The following is a 17,700-nucleotide window of genomic DNA, read 5'->3' as shown; positions in this document are numbered from 1 at the left end:
GCGTCTCGGTTATAGGCGGACCTGGCCTTCGTACACACGCACGGCGGGCCCGGTCATCATAACCGGCTGGCCGGGGCCTGCCCACTCGATGTTCAGGCGCCCGCCGGGCAGGTCGATGGCCACCGGCGAACTCAGCCAGCCCTGGCGGATGCCGGCCACGGCGGCGGCGCAGGCGCCGGTGCCGCAGGCCAGGGTCTCGCCGACCCCGCGTTCCCACACGCGCAGGCGCGCATGGTTGGCGTCGACCACCTGGAGGAAGCCGATGTTGGCCTTGGCCGGGAAGCGCGGGTGCACTTCCAGCTGCGGGCCGAGGGTGCGCACCGGGGCGCTGTCGACGTCGTCCACGCGCAGCACGCCGTGCGGGTTGCCCATGGAGATGGCGGCCAGCTCGACGCTCTGCCCGTCGACCTCGAGGCGGTAGCTCAGCGCCTCGGCGTCGGCCTGGAACGGCACCTGTAGCGGGTCCAGGCGCGGCGCGCCCATGTCCACGGTGACCTGGCCGTCGTTGGCGACGTTGAGCTCGATGATTCCGCCCTTGGTCTCGACACGGATGGATTTCTTCACCGTCAGGCGCTTGTCCAGCACGAAGCGGGCGAAGCAGCGCGCGCCGTTGCCGCACTGCTCCACTTCGCTGCCGTCGGCGTTGAAGATGCGGTAGCGGAAGTCGACGTCGGGGCTGCCCGGCGGCTCGACGATCAGCAGCTGGTCGAAGCCGACGCCGGTGTTGCGGTCGCCCCAGCTCTTGACGTGGCGGGGCAGCACGTGGGCGTGCTGGCTGACCAGGTCGAGGACCATGAAGTCATTGCCCAGCCCGTGCATCTTGGTGAAACGCAGCAGCATGGTCTCGGCCTCACTCCGGCAGCAGGCTTTCGCCGGCGTAAAGCTCCTGGACGGTCTCGCGGCGGCGCACCTCGAAGGCCCGCTCGCCATCCACCAGCACCTCGGCGGCGCGGCCGCGGGTGTTGTAGTTGGAGCTCATGACGAAACCATAGGCGCCGGCCGAACGCACGGCCAGCAGGTCGCCTTCCTCCAGGACCAGCTCGCGGTCCTTGGCGAGGAAGTCGCCGGTTTCGCAGATCGGCCCGACCAGGTCGTAGTTGCGCTTCTCGCCGGCGCGCGCCTGCACCGGGGTGACGTCCATCCAGGCCTGGTACAGGGCCGGGCGGATCAGGTCGTTCATCGCCGCGTCGATGATGGCGAAGTCCTTGTGCGCGGTGTGCTTGAGGTACTCCACGCGGGTCAGCAGCAGGCCGGCGTTGGCCACGATGTAACGGCCCGGCTCGAACACCAGGGTCAGCTGGCGGCTGCCCAGGCGCTCGCGGATGGCGCGGATGTAGTCGCTGGCCGGCGGCGGGGTTTCGTCGCGGTAGCGCACGCCGAGGCCGCCGCCCAGGTCCAGGTGGCGGATGGCGATGCCGCGCGCGGCCAGGCGGTCGATCAGCGCCAGCAGGCGGTCGAGGGCGTCGAGGAAGGGCTCCAGCTGGGTCAGCTGCGAGCCGATGTGGCAGTCCACGCCCTTCACGTCCAGGTTCGGCAGCTCGGCGGCGCGGGCGTAGATGGCCTCGGCCGCGTCGATGTCGACGCCGAACTTGTTCTCTTTCAGACCGGTGGAGATGTACGGGTGGGTCTGCGCGTCCACGTCCGGGTTTACCCGCAGCGAGACCGGCGCCTTCACGCCGAGCTGCGCGGCCACGTCCTGCAGGCGCTCGAGTTCCACGGCGGATTCGACGTTGAAGCAGTGCACGCCGACTTCCAGGGCGCGGCGCATGTCCTCGCGGGACTTGCCGACGCCGGAGAACACCACCTTGGCCGGGTCGCCGCCGGCGGCCAGGACGCGTTCCAGTTCACCGCGGGAGACGATGTCGAAACCCGAGCCCAGGCGTGCCAGGACGTTCAGCACGGCCAGGTTGGAGTTCGCCTTGACCGCGAAGCACACCAGGTGCGGCATGCCTTGCAGGGCGTCGGTGTAGGAACGGAACTGCTGCTCGATGTGAGCGCGCGAGTAGACGTAGGTGGGGGTGCCGAAGCGCTCGGCGAGCGCCGACAGCGCGACGCCTTCCGCGAACAGCTGCCCGTCGCGGACGTTGAATGCCTCCATGTGCTGCTCCCTTACAGACCGTAGCGGTCCTTGCTGTGCTTGCTTTGGGCTTGCTGGTCATCCGGCAGGTACAGCGGGCCTTTCTGGCCGCAACCGGCGAGCGCGGCGCTGAGCACGGCGAGCGCGACGAAGGGAAGAAGCAGTCGCTTCATGGCGGAATCCTTGTAATCAAAGCGTGATTGAGCCGGAGTATACCGACCCCCCGGCGCCTTGCCTATGCAAGCGGACTCCCGCCCGGCGGGCCTTCCGGGTAGCATCTGAAGGAAAAATCGGAGGACTCATGCAAGCCCCCGCCCCACTCGCCGGTTCCATCGCCATCGCCTACGTGCAGGGCCTGGTTGACCACCTCGAACGCCGTGGCGTGGCGCCGCGGCGGTTGCTCGCCGGCGTCCAGCTCGACCCGGCGATCCTCGCCCAGCGCGAGGCGCGCATCGCCGCCAGCGTCTACGTCGACCTGCTGCAGCTGGGCCTGGAGCTCAGCGGCGACGCCGACCTCGGCCTGCACCTGGGCGAAGGCGTGCGCCCCGGGCACTTCGGCGTGCTCGGCTACCTGCTGATGAGCTGCGCGACCCTGGGCGACGCCCTGCACCGCCAGGCGCGCTACGCCGAGCTGGTCGGCAGCCTGGGCCGCGTCGAACTGGCCGACGAGCCGCCGCGCGCCGGCCATGAACCGCTCGTGCGGCACAGCTGGGACCCGCTGCTGCCGCGCCTGCCGCGCCAGCTGGCGGAGGAAACCCTGGCCTGCTGGCTGCGCTTCGGCCACTGGATCAGCGGCCAGCAGCAGCCCCCGGTGGAAGTGCGCTTCCGCCACCCGGCGCCGGACGACACCCGCGAACACCAGCGCATCTTCCGTTGCCCGGTGCTGTTCAACCAGGCCGACAACGCCCTGGTGTTTCCCCGGCGCCTGCTGAACCTGCCCCTGGAACAGGCCGACAGCCAGATCCAGCGCACCCTCGACGCCTACGCCGGGCGCCTGCTGGAGGCCATCCGGCGTGGCGACGGGGTGCTCGAACGGGCGCGCCGGCGCCTGGCCGAGCGCCTGCCGGAGCAGGCCATCGACCTGGAGGCGCTGGCCGCGGAGCTGGCCCTGAGCCCGCGCACCCTGCAGCGCCGCCTGCGCGACAGCGGCCTGTCGTTCAGCCGCCTGGTGGACGAGACCCGCCAGCAGCTGGTGCTGCACCACCTGCGCGACCCGGCGCTGGAACTGGCCGACGTCGCCAGCCTGGTCGGCTTCAGCGAGGCCGGCTCGCTGGCGCGGGCGTTCCGTCGCTGGACGGGGCAGAGTCTTGGCGAATACCGGCGTACACTGCAGCCTTTGGCAGATTCTTGAGGACGATGCATGAGCAGCATGAGCGAAGCCCGTTTCCATGACCTGGTCGATGAGGTGCAGACCACGGTGGAAGACGCCTTCGATGACAGCGATCTGGACCTGGACCTGGAGAATTCCGGCGGCGTGCTCACCGTGCGCTTCGAGAACGGCACCCAGCTGATCCTCAGCCGTCAGCCGGCGCTGCGCCAGCTGTGGGTGGCGGCGCGTTCGGGCGGTTTCCATTTCGACTTCGACGAGTCCGGCAGCCTGTGGCTGAACGACAGCACCCGCGAACCGCTGGGCGCGCTGCTCAGCCGGGTGGCCCTGGAACAGGCGGGCGAGGATGTCGAATTCCCCGGCCTCTGAGGCGCCCGTTCCCTCGCCCTGTTGCCGGCGTTGCTGCCTGGATGAGCGGGACGTGTGCATGGGGTGCGGGCGCAGCCTGGCGGAGATCCTTGAGTGGAACGAAGCCGGCGGCGAACGTCGCCGGCAGATCCTCGACGCTGCGCTGAAACGCCGCAAGCCGCTGTGGCCCGGGGCCTGACTGGGCAGTCTTGCTAATTCGCGGCACTGTGTTAGTGTCCGTTGAAAACCCCGCCTTGGGCGGGGTTTTTCTTTTTCCGAACCACTGCCAGGGAGTCTGCCGGCCATCATGACCACGCCACCCATCACCGTTACCCGTCTCGACCTGCAACGTCTGGAGCGCCTGCTCGACAGCCTGGATGAGTACGGCCCCGCCGCCGAAGCGCTGGAAGCCGAGCTGTCCCGCGCCCAGGTGGTCGGCCACGACGAGGTACCGCCGGGTGTGGTGACGATGAATTCCAGCGTGCTCTGCCGCGAGGAAGGCAGCGGCAAGGAGTACCGCCTGACCCTGGTCTACCCGGACGCCGCCGGCGGCGAGGGCAAGGTGTCGATCCTAGCCCCGGTGGGCACCGCGCTGCTGGGCCTGACCATCGGCCAGAGCATCGATTGGCCGGCCCCCGGCGGCAAGACCCTGAAGCTCAGCCTGCTGGACATCACCTATCAGCCGGAAGCTGCCGGCGACTACGATCGTTAATCCTCACGCGCTGGCCAGGGCCTGGTTCAGCGCGCTCTCCAGGCGCTGCTTGTAGCGCAGGTAGTGGATGCTCTGCAGCGCCGACTCGGCGGCGATCGCCGACAGGTCGAGGTCAGTGATGTAGCAGGGGTAGCGCTCCTGCCCGCGACGCTGGGCGAGGATGTGCCGGGCCACGGCCTGGAACAGCCCGGCGCCGTACTCCAGTTCGGAGAATTCGCGGTGGTTGCAGTACAGGGTGATGCGCGGACGCTGACCGGCGCCCGGCTCGACGATCGCCTGGACGTTGTAGTACGGGCGCTCCTGCGGCTGCTGCGGGGGGCTCCGGCGCTCCACCTTGCGCGCCCGGCCGCGACCCGCCGGTAGCAATTCGTAATAAAGAATTTCCTGGATCGGCTGCGCGGCGCCCAACGGTAGCTGCGCGCTGCGCCGGTAGAGCATCGCCTGGAGGAAACGCTGCAGCGGGATCAGCAGGGTCTGCTCGTCGTCGCAGCCCTGCCGCCCGCGCCACAGCGAATTGCGCTCGTCGAGCAGGTACAGCTCGGCCTGGCCTTCGTCGAGGCGGAAGAACACCTGGATGCAGTCCGGGCGGCCCAGCGGCAGCAGCAGCGCCAGGTCCTCGCCTTCCAGGGCGTGGCGGTCCAGATGCAGCGGGCTGTAGGCCTCCTGGCGTTCGCCCAGGTGCTCGACCAGGGCCGGCAGGTCGGCCAGGCTCTGGTGGCTGACCTGGCCCGGCGCCAGGCGCAGCAGGTGGTACTGCTGGCGGATCTGCAGCAGGTAGCGCCCGCCGTTGCCGCTCATCAGCTGCAGGTAGGCGTCACGGAACAGTTCTTCGACGCGCTGGGCGATGGCTGCCGCGCGGTTGCGGCAGAAGCAGCGCACCAGCAGGCGCGGCGGCGTGCCTTCGGCGGGGAGGGAATTGAGGAAGTCGCGCAGGCAGTCGAGCAGCGCGCCGGGCCCGGCGTAGCGGCTGACCAGCAACTCGTTCCAGCTGTTCAGGCTGACCTGGTCGAGGGTCAGCACCAGGTTGTCGCGCAGCCCGGAGTAGCCCAGGGAGTCGGTGCGCCCGGTGGTCATGTGCAGGTTGGCCTGGCTGTGCTGGCGCAGCGGGTCGAGGCCGACGTTGACCAGGATCAGCACGCTGGACGGCGCGCTGGGGCGCAGCAGGGCGCTCTCCGCGACGTCCTGCAGGGGCATCGGCATGGCCTGCTGCAGGCTGCCCAGCAGGTTGCCCAGTTCGTGGTCGGTAAGGTCGCTGTCGCCGGGCTGCAGGGACAGCCGGGTGCTGGCGTCGATCACCCCGTTGCGGTGGCTCCAGGCGAGCAGTTCGAGCAGCTCGCGGGCGCGCTTGAGCGGTGCGTAGTCGGCCAGCTCCGCCGCCGCCAGGTTGCCCGGGAACAATGCCCAGGAGCCACCTTCGGCGGCACCGCCGGCGGCGGGCAGGCGGGCGAGGGTGAGGATGTCCTCGCCCAGGTCCGGGGCGATGCCCGGGTTGATGTGCTCCACCTTGCCGGCCTTGCGCTCGAAGGCCGCGTACAGGCGCCGCCCGAGTACGCCCAGGTCCTGCGGGGCGATGTCGCTGGCGGCCTGCTGCTGGCGGGCGAACAGCGACAGGAAGCGGTAGCTGTGGGTCAGTTCGTTGACCAGCGCGCGGCGTTCCAGGCTGACCTGGCGGACCTTCCACTGGCTGCGCGCGTCGAGCAGGCCGAGGACGCGTTCGTCCCAGCCCCAGGCTTCGGCGAGGCGCTCCATCAGCAGGCGCTGCCAGCTCTTGCGGCCCTGGCGCGGACGGCGGCTGAGCTTCTTGCCGACCTTCAGATAGAGGCAGCGGCGCACCAGCTCCAGGCGTTCCTGCTCGTCGCGCCCGCCGAGGTACTCCTCCAGGCGCCGGTACAGCAGGATGTAGGGGTCGAGGTCGTCCAGCGCCAGGCGCCCGGCGTAGACCTCGGCCTTGAAGCGCAGCGCCAGGCAGCCGACCTGCGGGTGCTCGCTGGCGTAGACCTCGCTGAGCAGCAGCTTGAGCACCGCCTTGTACGGCGAGGAGATGCCCTTGAACAGCTGCCACATGCCCGAGCCGACGAACTCGCCCGGCGGGATGTGCGCCAGGTGGCCGAGGTCGAGCACCTCGTCGGCGCGGATGAAGCGCTTGTTCAGCAGGGTGTCGACGTATTCGCCGTAGCGGCCTTCCTCGTACACCGGCACCAGCCACCACAAGGGCGTGCGCCCGCCGATCCAGATGGCGGTGCGGTAGAACTCGTCGAGCAGCAGGTAGTGCTGGCTGGTGCCGCAGTCGTCGGAGGTCAGCCGGGCATTGCGCGCGCCGCTGACGAAGGACTTCGGCTCGATCAGGAAGCAGTGCACCTCGGCGCCCTGGCTGGCCGCCCAGCTTTCCAGCAGCTCGCACTTGCGGCGCAGCTCGGTCACCGCCGCCGGCGCCAGGTTGGGGGCGTGGCAGACCCACAGGTCGAGGTCGCTCTGCTCGGCCTGGGCCAGGGTGCCCAGGCTGCCCATCAGGAACAGGCCATGGATCGGCAGGTCGACTTCGCCGCGGCGGGGCTTGTAGCTGAACGAGCGGGTCAGGCGCTGTGCTTCGGCGAGCAGCTCGTCGTCGGGCACGAAGCCGCACAGGCCGGCCGGGGTGGCGCCAGAGACGTAGCCGGGCAGCAGCGGATGGTTGACGTCGAACAGCAGCGGCAGCAGGCGCAGCACCAGTTGCTGGCGGCTCGATAGGGCGGCGGTGGCCCGCTCCAGGCGACCCTGGTTGACCGCCAGGAAGCGCTGGCGCAGGCGCGCCAGGGTCTTGCGGTCGATGCCGTCGTCGATGTCCGGGCGGATTTCGTGGGTGAAGGTCATGGCCTGCCGGGGTCAGCTGTCGAGCGCTCGTGGCAGGGTGCCATTACGCCGTGGATGTGCAGCTTATATCGACCGGAGCGGCGCCGTCCTTTAGCGCGGGGAAGGGGCCGCCGATGGATGGCGGCCCGCGGACCTCAGGCGGTCTTGAGGATGCCCAGCAGCACCTGGGCGTGTTCGGCGGCGTCCAGCCCCAGGCTGGTCAGGTAGCCGCCGTCGGGTTGGTCGATCAGGCCCTTGGCGTGCAGCCTTCCGGCGGCCGCCACGGCGGTGGGGGATGCGTCAGTGTGGATCTTCAGGCCCGCCTGGCTGTTCTCGAGATCGAACAGGGCAAGCAATTCCAGTTCCGCTACCAGATCATGGGTGAAGGCCATGGCGACTCCTCGGGGGCAGTGAGGCTCCAGTTTAGCCACAGCCACCCCGCCGCCGGCAAGCTCATTCCTCGCCGGGCAGTTGCGGCAAAGCGCGCAGGGCCTGTTCGTACCAGACGCCGTCGAAGGCGCGGTCCGCGGCGAGCATCGCCTCGATCTCGTGGGCCAGCACCAGGGCCATCAGGTGCAGCGCGTCGTCGCGCTCGTAGCCGACCAGGGTCAGCTTGTTGAACACCGCGCGGGCGGCCGGCGGCTGTTCGCTCTCGATCTGGTTCTCGATCGCCTGGATCAGGGTGTCCTCGGCGAAGGACTCTTCGCTTTCGTCGTTTTCGCTCATGTCGGATGGCTCCGTGCGGGCTTGTGCAGCCGGTGGAAGTTGTCCAACCTGCGCTGACACCGCAGAAGGACCCAAGTGCGACATGATTACCTATTACACCCTCGACGGCGACCGTCTCCAGCGCCACACCGGTGAGGTCGGCGCGGCCATGCCGGCGGGCACCTTGTGGATCGACCTGTTGCACCCGACCGCCGAGGAAGAGCGCGTGCTGGAGTCGTTCATCGAAGTGAACGTGCCGACCCGCGAGGAAATGGCCGAGATCGAGGATTCCTCGCGCTTCTACGAGAGCAACGGCGCGCTGTACATGACCACCTCGGTGGTCAGCGGCATCCGCGAGCACCGCCCGAGCACCGCCGAGGTGACCTGCGTGCTCACCCCGCAATGGCTGGTGACCGTGCGCTACGCCGACCTGCTGCCGTTCCGCACCTTCGAGACGCGGGCCCAGCGCGGCGGCTGCAAGGGCAGCAGCGACCTGCTCTTCGTCAGCCTGATGGACGCCGTGGTCGACCGCATCGCCGACGTGCTGGAGTCGGTGCAGGGCCAGCTCGACGCGCTGTCGCGGGACATCTTCGCCGAGAACGACGGCGCGCCGGGCAAGGCGCGCGCGCCCAAGGCCGACCTGCAGCAGGTGGTCAAGCAGCTGGGCCGTGGCAACTCGCTGCTGTCCAAGCTCAACGAGAGCCTGCTCAGCGTCAGCCGGCCGCTGGCCTACTTCCGCCAGGGCGGCAACGGCAACGCCTGGGTCAGCGAGGACGCGCGCCTGGGCATGAAGTCGGTGGAGCGCGACGTGCGCTCGCTGGGCGAGTACCTGTCGAAGATGAGCAACGAGATCACCTTCCTGCTCGACGCCACCCTGGGCTTCATCAACATCGAGCAGAACAGCATCATCAAGGTGTTCTCGATCGCCGCCGTGTTGTTCCTGCCGCCAACCCTGGTGGGCACGGTGTACGGCATGAACTTCCAGCACATGCCCGAGCTGGCCTGGATCGCCGGCTACCCCCTGGCGCTGGTGGCCATGGTGGTCTCGGCGATCCTGCCGTACCTCTGGTTCAAGTACAAAGGCTGGCTGTAGCGCCCGCCGCCGGACGGCGGGCGCCCGGCGTCACTGCGCCTGGCTGAGTTGCATCAGCTCGCCGGCCACCTGGCGCGCGTGGCGCTCGACGATGATCGGCGCCCAAGGCCGCCCGGAGGCGCTGACCAGCGAGTTGCTCTTGCTGTTCATGTCGCGCAGGGCGGCGCTCAGGTACTCCCAGCGCACCTGCAGCTTCTTGCTCGTGTCGCCGGCGGGCAACTGGGCGATCTGCTGGTCGAGCAGCGGCAGCAGCACGCTCTCGTCCTGGCCCAGGTACTGCTGCGGCGCCTCGCGGGCGATCTCCAGGCCGCCCAGGTAGGCGCGCCCGAGGTACTGCACGGAGAGGTACTCGACCCGTACCGGCAATTGCCACAGGGCCAGCTCGCCGGGCTTGGCCGGTGGCGGCACGAAGCGTTCGACCTGGCCGAGGAAGTCGCGCAGGGCGTGGCTGAGGTCCTTGGAGTAGGTCCACGGCAGGTCGTCTTCCTTGGGCCCGTAGGTGGTGCCGGCGTGCACCTGGGTGACCAGCTCCTGGTAGGCCTTCTTGAGGTCGGCATCGGCCTTGGCGTAGCCCTTGACCGCGCCGTCGAGGGCGGCCAGGTCGGCCTTCAGCTGGGTGGCGTGGACCTCCTGGAAGCCCTCGCCGCGCAGCAGCATCAGGCTGTCGAGGGCGCGGCAGGCGTTGACCTGCATGCTCTGCAGCTGCAGTTCCTCGCTGGGCAGGTTGGCCCGGGCCGCGGGGGAGAGGATCGCGAAAAGACACAGAAACACGTACAGCAGGACGTATTTGCGGTTCATGGCGGGAGTTTCCCTGTTGTTCTTGTTGGCCGCCTGGCCACGCCGGCTTCGCCGGGCGTGGATGGTTTCGCGAACAGCACCGGCTTGGCCGGCCGGCCCCCTGCGCGGGAAACCGTGCCCCGCCGTCGCGGGGTTCGCAACAGGCTAGCGACTAAGCCGGCCGCTGCAACCATCCGAAAGAGTGATTCGCCAACCGCGTCATGCTTCGACCCCGGCGGCGGCGCGCAGGCCATGCGGATCGAGGATTTCGATGCCGGCGTAGCTCAGCCGCAGCACGCCGGCGGCCTCCAGCTCCTTGAGCAGGTGGTTGGTGGTCTGCCGCGACAGGCCGAGCATCGCCGCCAGCTGTTCCTGCGGCAGGTGCAACTCGCGCTGGCTGGCCTGCGCCTCGCCGTAGCTGGCGGCCAGCATCAGCAGGCGCCGCGCCAGGCGCTGGGCGGCTGGCAGCAGGGCCTGTTCCTCCAGCACGGTGAACGCCAGGCGCAGCTTGTGGCTCATCAGCAGGGCGAACTCGCGCCAGTACTGCGGCTTTTCCGCGAGCAGCGCGTGCAGCGCCGGCTGCGGCACCTGCAGCAGGGTGGTCGGGCCTTCGGCGTAGGCGTCGTGGGTGCGCGGCTGGCCGTCGAACAGGCAGATCTCGCCGAACCAGTTGGGCGCCTCGACCAGCGCCAGCAGCGCCTCCTTGCCGCTGGCGCCGACCGCGCCGACGCGCATCCGCCCTTCGACCACGCAGTACAGCCCGCAGGGCGCGTCGCCGCGGGCGAACAGGCGCTGCCCGGCGGGCAGGCGGCGGACCACGGCGGCGTGGCCGAGGGCTTCGCGCAGGTCGGCGGGCAGGTGCTGGAACCAGCGTCCGGAGGCGATGCGGTGCAGGCAGGCGGCGGTGTCGGGCATGGGCTTTGTCGGCTAGTTGACAGAGTGGTACGGCAGTCCAAGCCATGATGCCAGCACCTTGCCTGGAAACGACACAACAATGAAAACCCTCGTTGACCACCTGGCGCAGTACGCCGCTTATCACCGCGACCGCCGCAACATCCTCAGCCACTTCATCGGCATCCCCATGATCGTCCTGTCCATCGCTGTACTGCTGTCGCGCCCGGGCGTGGAGGTCGGTGGCCTGCTGCTGGCGCCGGCGACCCTGGTGGCGGCGGCTTCGGCGGTGTTCTACCTGCGCCTGGACCTGCGCTTCGGCCTGCTGATGACCGCGCTGCTGGCGCTGTCGCTGTGGTGCGGCGCCGCGCTGGCCGCAGGTTCCACCGGCAGCTGGCTGGTCTGGGGCCTCGGGCTGTTCCTGGTGGGCTGGGTGATCCAGTTCGTCGGCCACTACTACGAGGGGCGCAAGCCGGCCTTCGTCGACGACCTGGTGGGGCTGATCGTCGGCCCGCTGTTCGTCGCCGCCGAGGCGGCCTTCCTGCTCGGCCTGCGCGACGATGTGCGCCGCGCCGTGGAAGAACGCGCCGGGCCAACCTGCATCCGCGACAAGAAAGCCGCCGCCTGAGCCGCGTCAGTCCGCGCCGACCAGCGCGCGCAGCAGCCGCGCGCTGTCCGGGTCGGCCGGGAAGAAGGTCTCCAGCGCCAGTTCCGACAGGGTCACATCCACCGGGGTGCCGAACACGGTGATGGTGCCGATCAGGCTGACCACGCCCAGTTCGGTCTGCAGTTGCACCGGAATCAGCACCCGGTCGTCGACGCCCGGCTCCTCGCAGGGCGGCGCCGGGTACTTCGCCAACTCATCGCGCAGCGCCTGCAGGGCCGCGTCACCGCTGGCCTCGATGTCCCTTTGCAGGCGCGCCATCACGTGCACCTTCCACGGCGCCAGGTTGAGGATGCGCGGCGCCAGCCCCTTGGGGTGCAGGCTCATGCGCAGCACGTTCACCGGCGGCTTCAGCAGTTCCGCGTCCACGCCGGTGAGGAATACGCTCACCGCGTGGTTGGAGGCCAGCAGGTTCCAGTGGCGGTCCACCACCATCGCCGGGTTGGGCTCGTGGGCCTTGAGGAGCTGGTCGATGGCCTGGCGGGCCACGGTCAGCTCCGGGTCGTCCAGCGGCAGTTCGGTGTACACCGGCGCGTAGCCGGCGGCGCTGAGCAGGCGGTTGCGCTCGCGCAGCGGGATGTCGAGCTGGTCGGCCAGGTGCAGGAGCATCTCGCGGCTGGGCAGGGCGCGGCCGTTCTCGACGAAGCTCAGGTGGCGCGTGGAAATCTCCGCGTCGCAGGCGAGGTCGAGCTGGCTGAGTCGGCGGCGCTGGCGCCATTGGCGGAGCAGGGCGCCGACGGGTTGGGTCGTCGGGCTGTTCATGGGATCGAACGATAGACCCGCGCGCGCGGCGCGGCCATTACCTGGCAGGTAATCGACGCGCCGCCGGGCCCGGCGGATTCTGCTGCCAGGCGCCGCCAACCGATGGCGCTTCGTTCAGGAGGATTCGCCATGACTCTGCTGCAACCGTCCCCGCTGCTTCGCCGCGCCCTGCAACTCGACGCCCTGGCCAGCGGCGCCACCGGCCTGCTGCTGGCGCTGGCCGCGCAACCCTTGAGCGGGCTGCTCGGCCTGCCGATGCCACTGCTGATGGTGGCCGGCATCGTGCTGTTGCCCTTCGCCCTGGTGCTGGCCTGGATGGCCAACGGCGACCCGCTGTCGCGCGCCGGCGTCTGGGTGGTGATCGCCGCCAATCTGCTGTGGGTGGTGGAAAGTCTGCTCCTGCTGCTCAGCGGCTGGGTGCAGCCGACCGTGGCCGGCTGCGTCTTCGTGATCGGCCAGGCGCTGGCGGTCGGGGTGCTCGCGGAGCTGGAGTTCTTCGGCCTGCGCCGCTCCGCCGCGCTCAGTCTGTGATCGACAAGGGCGGCCCCATGGGGCCGCCATTTATCTCAGGCCAGCGCTTCGCGGACGAAGTCCAGGCGGTCCTGGCCGAAGAACATCTCGTCGCCGACGAACAGGGTCGGCGCGCCGAACATGCCGCGCTTGACGGCTGCTTCAGTGTTGGCCTTGAGCGTGTCCTTCACGTCCTGGTCCGCCGTCAGCGCCAGCAGCGCCTGCGGGTCGAAGCCGGCGCCTGCCAGCAATGGGCCCAGCACCGCCGGGTCGCCCAGGTTCAGGCCGTCCACCCACATGCCCTTGAACACGCAGGCCAGCAGCGCCTCGAAGCGCTCCGGCTGGCGCAGCTGCACGCCGGTGGCGGCGCGCATCAGCAGCAGGGTGTTGATCGGGAAATGCGGGTTCATTCTCAGCGGCACACCGTAGCGCCGGGCGAAACGCGCCAGGTCGATGGTGGAGTGGCGGCCCTTGGCGGGCACCGCGGCGGGCGAGGCGTTACCGGTGGCCTGGAACACGCCGCCCAGCAGGACCGGGCGGTACACCAGCGCGGCGCCGGCCTCGGCGCACAGGCCCGGCAGCTGGGTGTAGGCCAGGTAGGAGGCGGGGCTGCCGAAGTCGAAGTAGAACTCGACGCTCTTGCTCATGAAGGGGCTCTCTTTTTTGTTTTGTGTTCGTTTTGTGGATTCACAAAATCGACATACGACCAACCGCGCGTCTGTCGATTTCTTACCAGCGTTCGATCCAGGGGCGCAGATCCAGCTCGAAGGTCCAGGCGTCGCGCGGTTGGCTGTGCAGGTACCAGTAATTCTCGGCGATGTGCTCGGGGTCGAGGATGCCGTCCTGGTCCTTCAGCGCGTAGCGTTCGGGGAAGTTGTCGCGGATGAAGTCGGTGTCGATGGCGCCGTCGACCACCACGTGGGCCACATGCAGGCCCATGGGCCCCAGCTCGCGGGCCATGCTCTGGGCCAGGGCGCGGATGCCGTGCTTGGCCCCGGCGAAGGCGGCGAACCCGGCCGCGCCGCGCAGGCCGGCGGTGGCGCCGGTGAACAGCAGGGTGCCGCGCTTGCGGGTGACCATGCGCCTGGCCACTGCCTGGCTGGTGAGGAAGCCGGAGAAGCAGGCCATTTCCCAGATCTTGAAATACTTGCGCGCGGTCTCGTCGAGGATGCTGCAGGGCACGTTGGCGCCGATGTTGAAGACGAAGGCCTCGATGGGGCCGATGTCGCGTTCGATGCTCTCCACCAGGCTGAGTACGTCCTCTTCCTTGCGCGCGTCCGAGGCGAAGCCGTGGGCCTCGCCGCCTTCGGCGCGGATGGCGTCGACCAGCGGCTGCAGCTTGTCCGCCGAGCGCCGGGTAACGCAGGCGACGTAGCCCTCGCGGGCGAAACGGCGGGCGATGGCGCCACCGGTGGCGTCGCCGGCGCCGATCACCAGCACCACTTTCTTCTCGTTGGGGGAGGCAGCGCTCATGCTTCGTTTCCTCTGGTTGTTATGGGTAAACGATCGTTTGGTAAACGGACGTTATGTTATGCTTCCCGTCGTCGTCAAGCCATTTGCGGAGCCCACGCCATGCGCTACTCAGCCAGCCACAAGGAAGAAACCCGCCAGCGCCTGCTGGAAAGCAGCGGCGCCATCGCCAAGCGCGAGGGTTTCGCCAGCGTCGGTGTGGACGCGCTGATGAAGGCGGTGGGGCTGAGCGGCGGCGCCTTCTACAACCACTTCCCGTCCAAGGATGCGCTGTTCGCCGCCATCGTCGAGCGCGAGCTGACGCGCAGCGCCGAGCGCCTCGGCCGGGGCGGCGACAGCCGTGGCCGCCAGCGCCTGGAGCGCTGCCTGCAGCGCTACCTGACCTTGGCGCACGTGCAGAACGTGGACGGCGGCTGCGCGATTCCCGCCTTGGGCGCCGAGATCGCCCGCGCCGATGAAGCGCTGCGCGGCCGCGTGGAAACGGCGCTGGTCGAGTTGCAGCGCGCCTGGGCGGAGGAGCTGGGCAATGCCGAGGACGCCTGGGCGATGATCAGCCAGTGTGTCGGCGCCCTGGTGCTGGCGCGTATGACCACCAGCGAGGAGACCCAGCGGGCGATCGTCGAATCGAGCAAGGCGTTCCTCCTGCGCCAGCTGGAGGACTAGGCCATTCGTGCTCTGGTACGGGGCTGACGGCGGATAACGCCGTAGGCGTTATGCACCCTGCGGTGGGACGTAGGGCGGATAACCGTTCGCGGTTATCCGCCGCTGGTTCCGGCGGCTCAGATGTTCGCCACCTGCTGGTAGGCCTTGGGCTTGAAGTACAGGGTTTCGCCGCGGGCCAGGCCGACCAGGCTGTCGTGGTCCTTGACCACTTCGGCCTCGATCAGCTCGTCCTGGCCATCGACCTTCAGCGTCACCCGGGTGATCGCGCCCAGCGGACGGATGTCGCGGACTTCGGCGGCGCGGTGTTCCTCGACCTCCTGGCGCGACAGCGAGACCTCGTGCGGGCGGAACAGCAGGTGCTCGTCGTTGCCCAGGTGCAGGCGGTTGGAGTCGCCGAGGAAGTGGTAGACGAAGTCGCTGGCCGGCTTCTCGTAGACCTCGCCTGGCGAGCCGATCTGCTCGATCACGCCCTTGTTCATCACCACGATGCGGTCGGCGACCTCCATCGCTTCTTCCTGGTCGTGGGTGACGAACACGGAGGTCAGGTTGATCTCCTCGTGCAGGCGCGCCAGCCAGCGACGCAGCTCCTTGCGCACCTTGGCGTCGAGGGCGCCGAAGGGTTCGTCTAGCAGCAGGATCTTCGGCTCCACCGCCAACGCGCGGGCCAGGGCGATACGTTGGCGCTGGCCGCCGGAAAGTTGTTCCGGGTAGCGGTCGGCGAGCCAGTCCAGCTGCACCATGTTCAGCAACTCGTGAACCTTCTCGGCGATGCGCGACTCGCTCGGGCGCTCTTTCTTCGGTTTCATGCGCAGGCCGAAGGCGACGTTGTCGAACACCGTCATGTGGCGGAACAGCGCGTAGTGCTGGAACACGAAGCCGACGTTGCGATCGCGCACGTCGTGCTGCGAGACGTCCTCGCCGTGGAACACGATGTTGCCGGCGTCCGGGGTTTCCAGGCCGGCGATGATGCGCAGCAGGGTGGTCTTGCCGCAGCCGGAGGGGCCGAGCAGGGCCACCAGCTCGCCGCTGTGGATGTCTAGGTTGATGTCGTTCAGCGCCTTGAAGGCGTTGAAGTTCTTGCTGACGTTACGGATCTCGATGCTCATGGCGTGGCTCTCACTTATTCATCGTCAGCTTTGACTTTGGTACGGGACAGGCGCGACTCGCTCCACTGCTTCAGCAGCAGGATGACCAGGGCCATCAGCAGCAGCAGGGTGGCGACGCTGAACGCGGCGACGTGGTTGTATTCGTTGTAGAGGATCTCGACGTGCAGCGGCAGGGTGTTGGTGACGCCGCGGATGTGCCCGGAAACCACCGACACCGCGCCGAACTCGCCCATCGCCCGCGCGGTGCACAGCACCACGCCGTAGATCAGGCCCCATTTGATGTTCGGCAGGGTCACGTGCCAGAACATCTGCCAGCCGTTGGCGCCGAGCAGGCGCGCGGCCTCTTCCTCCTGGGTGCCCTGTTCCTGCATCAGCGGGATCAGTTCGCGAGCGACGAAGGGGAAGGTCACGAAGATGGTCGCCAGGACGATGCCGGGCACGGCGAAGACGATCTGGATGTCGTGGTCGCTGAGCCACTGGCCGAAGTAACCCTGGGCGCCGAACAGCAGTACGTAGATCAGGCCGGCGATCACCGGCGAGACCGAGAACGGCAGGTCGATCAGGGTCACGAGGATGCTCTTGCCGGGGAACTCGAACTTGCTCACGCACCAGGCGGCGGCCACGCCGAACACCAGGTTCAGCGGCACCGAGATGGCCACGGCGAGCAGCGTCAGCCGCAGCGCGGCGAGGGCGTCGGGTTCGAGGATGGCCTCGAAGAAGGTGCCGAAGCCCTGCTTCAGCGCCTCGCTCAGGACCACGAACAGCGGCAGCAGCAGGAACAGCGCGAAGGCCAGCCAGGCCAGGCCGATCAGCGCCCGGCGACCCCAGGGATTACCGCGCCGGGCGGCGTTCGCCGCTTGAGCGGTGGAAAGCGTTGCGGAACTCATGGCGCGCTCCTTACGGGGTTTCGATGCGGCGTTGCAGCAGGTTGATCAGCAGCAGCAGGATGAAGGCCACCACCAGCATCAGCACGCCGATGGCGGTGGCGCCGGTGTAGTCGTACTGGTCCAGCTTGACCATGATCAGCAGCGGCAGGATCTCGGTCTTCATCGGCATGTTGCCGGCGATGAAGATCACCGAGCCGTACTCGCCGACGCCGCGGGCGAAAGCCAGGGCGAAGCCGGTCAGCCAGGCCGGCAGCAGCGCCGGCAGGAGCACGTGGCGGAACACCTGCAGCGGCTTGGCGCCCAGGCAGGCGGCGGCTTCCTCGACTTCGCGGGGGATGTCCGCCAGCACCGGCTGCACCGTGCGCACCACGAACGGCAGGACCACGAAGGTCAGCGCCAGGGTGATGCCCAGGGGGGTGTAGGCGATCTTGAAACCGAGCTCGGTGGCGAAGCGGCCGACCATCCCGTTCGGCGCGTAGAGCGCGGTGAGGGCGATGCCGGCGACGGCGGTGGGCAGGGCGAAGGGCAGGTCGATCATCGCGTCGATGATCTTGCGCCCGGGGAAGCGGTAGCGCACCAGCACCCAGGCCAGCAGGGTGCCGATCACGCCGTTGATGATGGCGGCGATCAGCGCGGTGCCGAAGCTCAGCTTGAGCGCGGCGAGCACGCGCGGCGCGGTGATGATGGTCCAGAACTGGTCCCAGGAGAGCTGGGTCGTCTTGAGGAACATGGCCCCCAGCGGAATCAGCACCAACAGGCTGAGATACACCAGGGTGTAGCCCAGAGTCAGCCCGAAGCCGGGTATGACCGGGGAGATGCGTCGTGACATCGTCTGTCCTTTCTCATGAACGCGTTGAGCCCCCGCCATGGGGCGGGGGT

General features: G+C 68.8%; 22 protein-coding genes. 8 read left to right on the top strand and 14 right to left on the bottom strand.

What is annotated here, in order from left to right:
- Positions 1 to 9: 9 nt before the first annotated feature.
- From dapF to lptM, 3 genes are read right to left on the bottom strand one after another with little or no spacing between them, the layout of a single operon-like run.
- Positions 10 to 840, bottom strand: coding sequence for a diaminopimelate epimerase (gene dapF, locus P3W75_RS01540; protein WP_276225607.1), 831 nt, complete (start codon positions 838 to 840; stop codon positions 10 to 12).
- A 10-nt stretch (positions 841 to 850) separates the two neighbouring features.
- Positions 851 to 2,098 carry a diaminopimelate decarboxylase gene (gene lysA, locus P3W75_RS01535; RefSeq protein WP_276225606.1) on the bottom strand — a complete coding sequence of 416 codons (1,248 nt, stop codon included), beginning with the start codon at positions 2,096 to 2,098 and terminating at the stop codon, positions 851 to 853.
- Positions 2,099 to 2,109: 11 nt separating this feature from the next.
- On the bottom strand, positions 2,110 to 2,250 hold the full coding sequence (lptM, locus tag P3W75_RS01530; protein ID WP_009614052.1) for an LPS translocon maturation chaperone LptM: 141 nt from the start codon (positions 2,248 to 2,250) through the stop codon (positions 2,110 to 2,112).
- Positions 2,251 to 2,378: 128 nt separating this feature from the next.
- On the opposite strand from lptM, the gene P3W75_RS01525 reads away from it, so the two are divergent.
- From P3W75_RS01525 to rnk, 4 genes are all read left to right on the top strand, one after another.
- Complete coding sequence (locus P3W75_RS01525) at positions 2,379 to 3,428, top strand: AraC family transcriptional regulator (protein WP_276225605.1); 1,050 nt, start codon at positions 2,379 to 2,381, stop codon at positions 3,426 to 3,428.
- Positions 3,429 to 3,437: 9 nt separating this feature from the next.
- Positions 3,438 to 3,773 (top strand): iron donor protein CyaY, encoded by a 336-nt coding sequence (cyaY, locus tag P3W75_RS01520; protein ID WP_276225604.1) that lies wholly within the window; start codon positions 3,438 to 3,440, stop codon positions 3,771 to 3,773.
- Entirely contained in the window at positions 3,751 to 3,951 is a 201-nt protein-coding gene (locus tag P3W75_RS01515; protein WP_276225603.1) for a DUF1289 domain-containing protein, read from the top strand. The genes cyaY and P3W75_RS01515 overlap by 23 nt, the downstream gene beginning before the upstream one ends.
- Before the next feature lie 108 nt (positions 3,952 to 4,059).
- Positions 4,060 to 4,464 (top strand): nucleoside diphosphate kinase regulator, encoded by a 405-nt coding sequence (gene rnk, locus P3W75_RS01510; RefSeq protein ID WP_276225602.1) that lies wholly within the window; start codon positions 4,060 to 4,062, stop codon positions 4,462 to 4,464.
- Positions 4,465 to 4,467: 3 nt separating this feature from the next.
- Here rnk and P3W75_RS01505 read toward each other — a convergent pair whose 3' ends face one another.
- From P3W75_RS01505 to P3W75_RS01495, 3 genes are all read right to left on the bottom strand, one after another.
- Positions 4,468 to 7,314 carry a class I adenylate cyclase gene (locus P3W75_RS01505; RefSeq protein ID WP_276225601.1) on the bottom strand — a complete coding sequence of 949 codons (2,847 nt, stop codon included), beginning with the start codon at positions 7,312 to 7,314 and terminating at the stop codon, positions 4,468 to 4,470.
- A 134-nt stretch (positions 7,315 to 7,448) separates the two neighbouring features.
- Positions 7,449 to 7,685, bottom strand: coding sequence for a TIGR02647 family protein (locus P3W75_RS01500; protein WP_276225600.1), 237 nt, complete (start codon positions 7,683 to 7,685; stop codon positions 7,449 to 7,451).
- Between the two features lie 61 nt (positions 7,686 to 7,746).
- Positions 7,747 to 8,019 carry a hypothetical protein gene (locus P3W75_RS01495; RefSeq protein ID WP_276225599.1) on the bottom strand — a complete coding sequence of 91 codons (273 nt, stop codon included), beginning with the start codon at positions 8,017 to 8,019 and terminating at the stop codon, positions 7,747 to 7,749.
- 82 nt (positions 8,020 to 8,101) lie between these two features.
- Here P3W75_RS01495 and P3W75_RS01490 point away from each other — a divergent pair, with 82 nt between their 5' ends.
- On the top strand, positions 8,102 to 9,091 hold the full coding sequence (locus tag P3W75_RS01490) for a magnesium transporter CorA family protein (protein ID WP_276225598.1): 990 nt from the start codon (positions 8,102 to 8,104) through the stop codon (positions 9,089 to 9,091).
- A gap of 30 nt (positions 9,092 to 9,121) precedes the next feature.
- Here the strand turns inward: P3W75_RS01490 and P3W75_RS01485 are convergent, their stop codons facing one another.
- Complete coding sequence (locus P3W75_RS01485) at positions 9,122 to 9,889, bottom strand: hypothetical protein (protein ID WP_276225597.1); 768 nt, start codon at positions 9,887 to 9,889, stop codon at positions 9,122 to 9,124.
- Positions 9,890 to 10,087: 198 nt separating this feature from the next.
- Positions 10,088 to 10,783: a Crp/Fnr family transcriptional regulator gene (locus tag P3W75_RS01480; protein ID WP_276225596.1), complete on the bottom strand. Its 696-nt coding sequence runs from the start codon at positions 10,781 to 10,783 to the stop codon at positions 10,088 to 10,090.
- A gap of 79 nt (positions 10,784 to 10,862) precedes the next feature.
- Between P3W75_RS01480 and P3W75_RS01475 the strand changes: the two genes are divergently transcribed.
- Positions 10,863 to 11,387: a DUF962 domain-containing protein gene (locus P3W75_RS01475; RefSeq protein ID WP_276225595.1), complete on the top strand. Its 525-nt coding sequence runs from the start codon at positions 10,863 to 10,865 to the stop codon at positions 11,385 to 11,387.
- Between the two features lie 6 nt (positions 11,388 to 11,393).
- Here P3W75_RS01475 and P3W75_RS01470 read toward each other — a convergent pair whose 3' ends face one another.
- Positions 11,394 to 12,185: a helix-turn-helix domain-containing protein gene (locus tag P3W75_RS01470; RefSeq protein ID WP_276225594.1), complete on the bottom strand. Its 792-nt coding sequence runs from the start codon at positions 12,183 to 12,185 to the stop codon at positions 11,394 to 11,396.
- 129 nt (positions 12,186 to 12,314) lie between these two features.
- Here P3W75_RS01470 and P3W75_RS01465 point away from each other — a divergent pair, with 129 nt between their 5' ends.
- The gene (locus tag P3W75_RS01465) at positions 12,315 to 12,716 is read left to right on the top strand and encodes a hypothetical protein (RefSeq protein WP_276225593.1); all 402 of its coding nucleotides are present in this window, start codon (positions 12,315 to 12,317) and stop codon (positions 12,714 to 12,716) included.
- Between the two features lie 35 nt (positions 12,717 to 12,751).
- On the opposite strand, the gene P3W75_RS01460 is transcribed toward P3W75_RS01465, so the two are convergent.
- Positions 12,752 to 13,342, bottom strand: coding sequence for a 2-hydroxychromene-2-carboxylate isomerase (locus P3W75_RS01460; protein WP_276225592.1), 591 nt, complete (start codon positions 13,340 to 13,342; stop codon positions 12,752 to 12,754).
- Positions 13,343 to 13,424: 82 nt separating this feature from the next.
- On the bottom strand, positions 13,425 to 14,168 hold the full coding sequence (locus tag P3W75_RS01455) for an SDR family oxidoreductase (RefSeq protein WP_276225591.1): 744 nt from the start codon (positions 14,166 to 14,168) through the stop codon (positions 13,425 to 13,427).
- A gap of 99 nt (positions 14,169 to 14,267) precedes the next feature.
- On the opposite strand from P3W75_RS01455, the gene P3W75_RS01450 reads away from it, so the two are divergent.
- Positions 14,268 to 14,828 carry a TetR/AcrR family transcriptional regulator gene (locus tag P3W75_RS01450; protein WP_276225590.1) on the top strand — a complete coding sequence of 187 codons (561 nt, stop codon included), beginning with the start codon at positions 14,268 to 14,270 and terminating at the stop codon, positions 14,826 to 14,828.
- A gap of 116 nt (positions 14,829 to 14,944) precedes the next feature.
- Here the strand turns inward: P3W75_RS01450 and P3W75_RS01445 are convergent, their stop codons facing one another.
- The 3 genes from P3W75_RS01445 to cysT are packed head-to-tail and all read right to left on the bottom strand — an operon-like array spanning position 14,945 to position 17,650.
- Positions 14,945 to 15,934, bottom strand: a complete 990-nt coding sequence (locus P3W75_RS01445; protein ID WP_276225589.1) for a sulfate/molybdate ABC transporter ATP-binding protein — start codon at positions 15,932 to 15,934, stop codon at positions 14,945 to 14,947.
- Positions 15,935 to 15,948: 14 nt separating this feature from the next.
- Positions 15,949 to 16,821 (bottom strand): sulfate ABC transporter permease subunit CysW, encoded by an 873-nt coding sequence (cysW, locus tag P3W75_RS01440; RefSeq protein ID WP_276225588.1) that lies wholly within the window; start codon positions 16,819 to 16,821, stop codon positions 15,949 to 15,951.
- 10 nt (positions 16,822 to 16,831) lie between these two features.
- Positions 16,832 to 17,650, bottom strand: coding sequence for a sulfate ABC transporter permease subunit CysT (cysT, locus tag P3W75_RS01435; protein ID WP_276225587.1), 819 nt, complete (start codon positions 17,648 to 17,650; stop codon positions 16,832 to 16,834).
- Between the last annotated feature and the right edge of the window lie 50 nt (positions 17,651 to 17,700).

It is taken from the genome of Pseudomonas citronellolis, from assembly GCF_029335315.1.
Taxonomy (GTDB): Bacteria; Pseudomonadota; Gammaproteobacteria; order Pseudomonadales; family Pseudomonadaceae; genus Pseudomonas; species Pseudomonas citronellolis_A.
This window is presented reverse-complemented; position numbering and strand designations above follow the sequence as displayed.

Bases quoted from the DNA above. Each gene is read 5' to 3' on its own strand.
- P3W75_RS01505 (WP_276225601.1), bottom strand. From the start codon at position 7,314: ATGACCTTCACCCACGAAATCCGCCCGGACATCGACGACGGCATCGAC.
- P3W75_RS01455 (WP_276225591.1), bottom strand. From the start codon at position 14,168: ATGAGCGCTGCCTCCCCCAACGAGAAGAAAGTGGTGCTGGTGATCGGC.
- P3W75_RS01460 (WP_276225592.1), bottom strand. From the start codon at position 13,342: ATGAGCAAGAGCGTCGAGTTCTACTTCGACTTCGGCAGCCCCGCCTCC.
- P3W75_RS01515 (WP_276225603.1), top strand. From the start codon at position 3,751: ATGTCGAATTCCCCGGCCTCTGAGGCGCCCGTTCCCTCGCCCTGTTGC.
- dapF (WP_276225607.1), bottom strand. From the start codon at position 840: ATGCTGCTGCGTTTCACCAAGATGCACGGGCTGGGCAATGACTTCATG.
- lptM (WP_009614052.1), bottom strand. From the start codon at position 2,250: ATGAAGCGACTGCTTCTTCCCTTCGTCGCGCTCGCCGTGCTCAGCGCC.
- P3W75_RS01450 (WP_276225590.1), top strand. From the start codon at position 14,268: ATGCGCTACTCAGCCAGCCACAAGGAAGAAACCCGCCAGCGCCTGCTG.
- P3W75_RS01495 (WP_276225599.1), bottom strand. From the start codon at position 8,019: ATGAGCGAAAACGACGAAAGCGAAGAGTCCTTCGCCGAGGACACCCTG.
- P3W75_RS01525 (WP_276225605.1), top strand. From the start codon at position 2,379: ATGCAAGCCCCCGCCCCACTCGCCGGTTCCATCGCCATCGCCTACGTG.
- P3W75_RS01485 (WP_276225597.1), bottom strand. From the start codon at position 9,889: ATGAACCGCAAATACGTCCTGCTGTACGTGTTTCTGTGTCTTTTCGCG.
- rnk (WP_276225602.1), top strand. From the start codon at position 4,060: ATGACCACGCCACCCATCACCGTTACCCGTCTCGACCTGCAACGTCTG.
- P3W75_RS01500 (WP_276225600.1), bottom strand. From the start codon at position 7,685: ATGGCCTTCACCCATGATCTGGTAGCGGAACTGGAATTGCTTGCCCTG.
- lysA (WP_276225606.1), bottom strand. From the start codon at position 2,098: ATGGAGGCATTCAACGTCCGCGACGGGCAGCTGTTCGCGGAAGGCGTC.
- P3W75_RS01445 (WP_276225589.1), bottom strand. From the start codon at position 15,934: ATGAGCATCGAGATCCGTAACGTCAGCAAGAACTTCAACGCCTTCAAG.
- P3W75_RS01480 (WP_276225596.1), bottom strand. From the start codon at position 10,783: ATGCCCGACACCGCCGCCTGCCTGCACCGCATCGCCTCCGGACGCTGG.
- P3W75_RS01465 (WP_276225593.1), top strand. From the start codon at position 12,315: ATGACTCTGCTGCAACCGTCCCCGCTGCTTCGCCGCGCCCTGCAACTC.
- cysT (WP_276225587.1), bottom strand. From the start codon at position 17,650: ATGTCACGACGCATCTCCCCGGTCATACCCGGCTTCGGGCTGACTCTG.
- cysW (WP_276225588.1), bottom strand. From the start codon at position 16,821: ATGAGTTCCGCAACGCTTTCCACCGCTCAAGCGGCGAACGCCGCCCGG.
- cyaY (WP_276225604.1), top strand. From the start codon at position 3,438: ATGAGCAGCATGAGCGAAGCCCGTTTCCATGACCTGGTCGATGAGGTG.
- P3W75_RS01490 (WP_276225598.1), top strand. From the start codon at position 8,102: ATGATTACCTATTACACCCTCGACGGCGACCGTCTCCAGCGCCACACC.
- P3W75_RS01470 (WP_276225594.1), bottom strand. From the start codon at position 12,185: ATGAACAGCCCGACGACCCAACCCGTCGGCGCCCTGCTCCGCCAATGG.
- P3W75_RS01475 (WP_276225595.1), top strand. From the start codon at position 10,863: ATGAAAACCCTCGTTGACCACCTGGCGCAGTACGCCGCTTATCACCGC.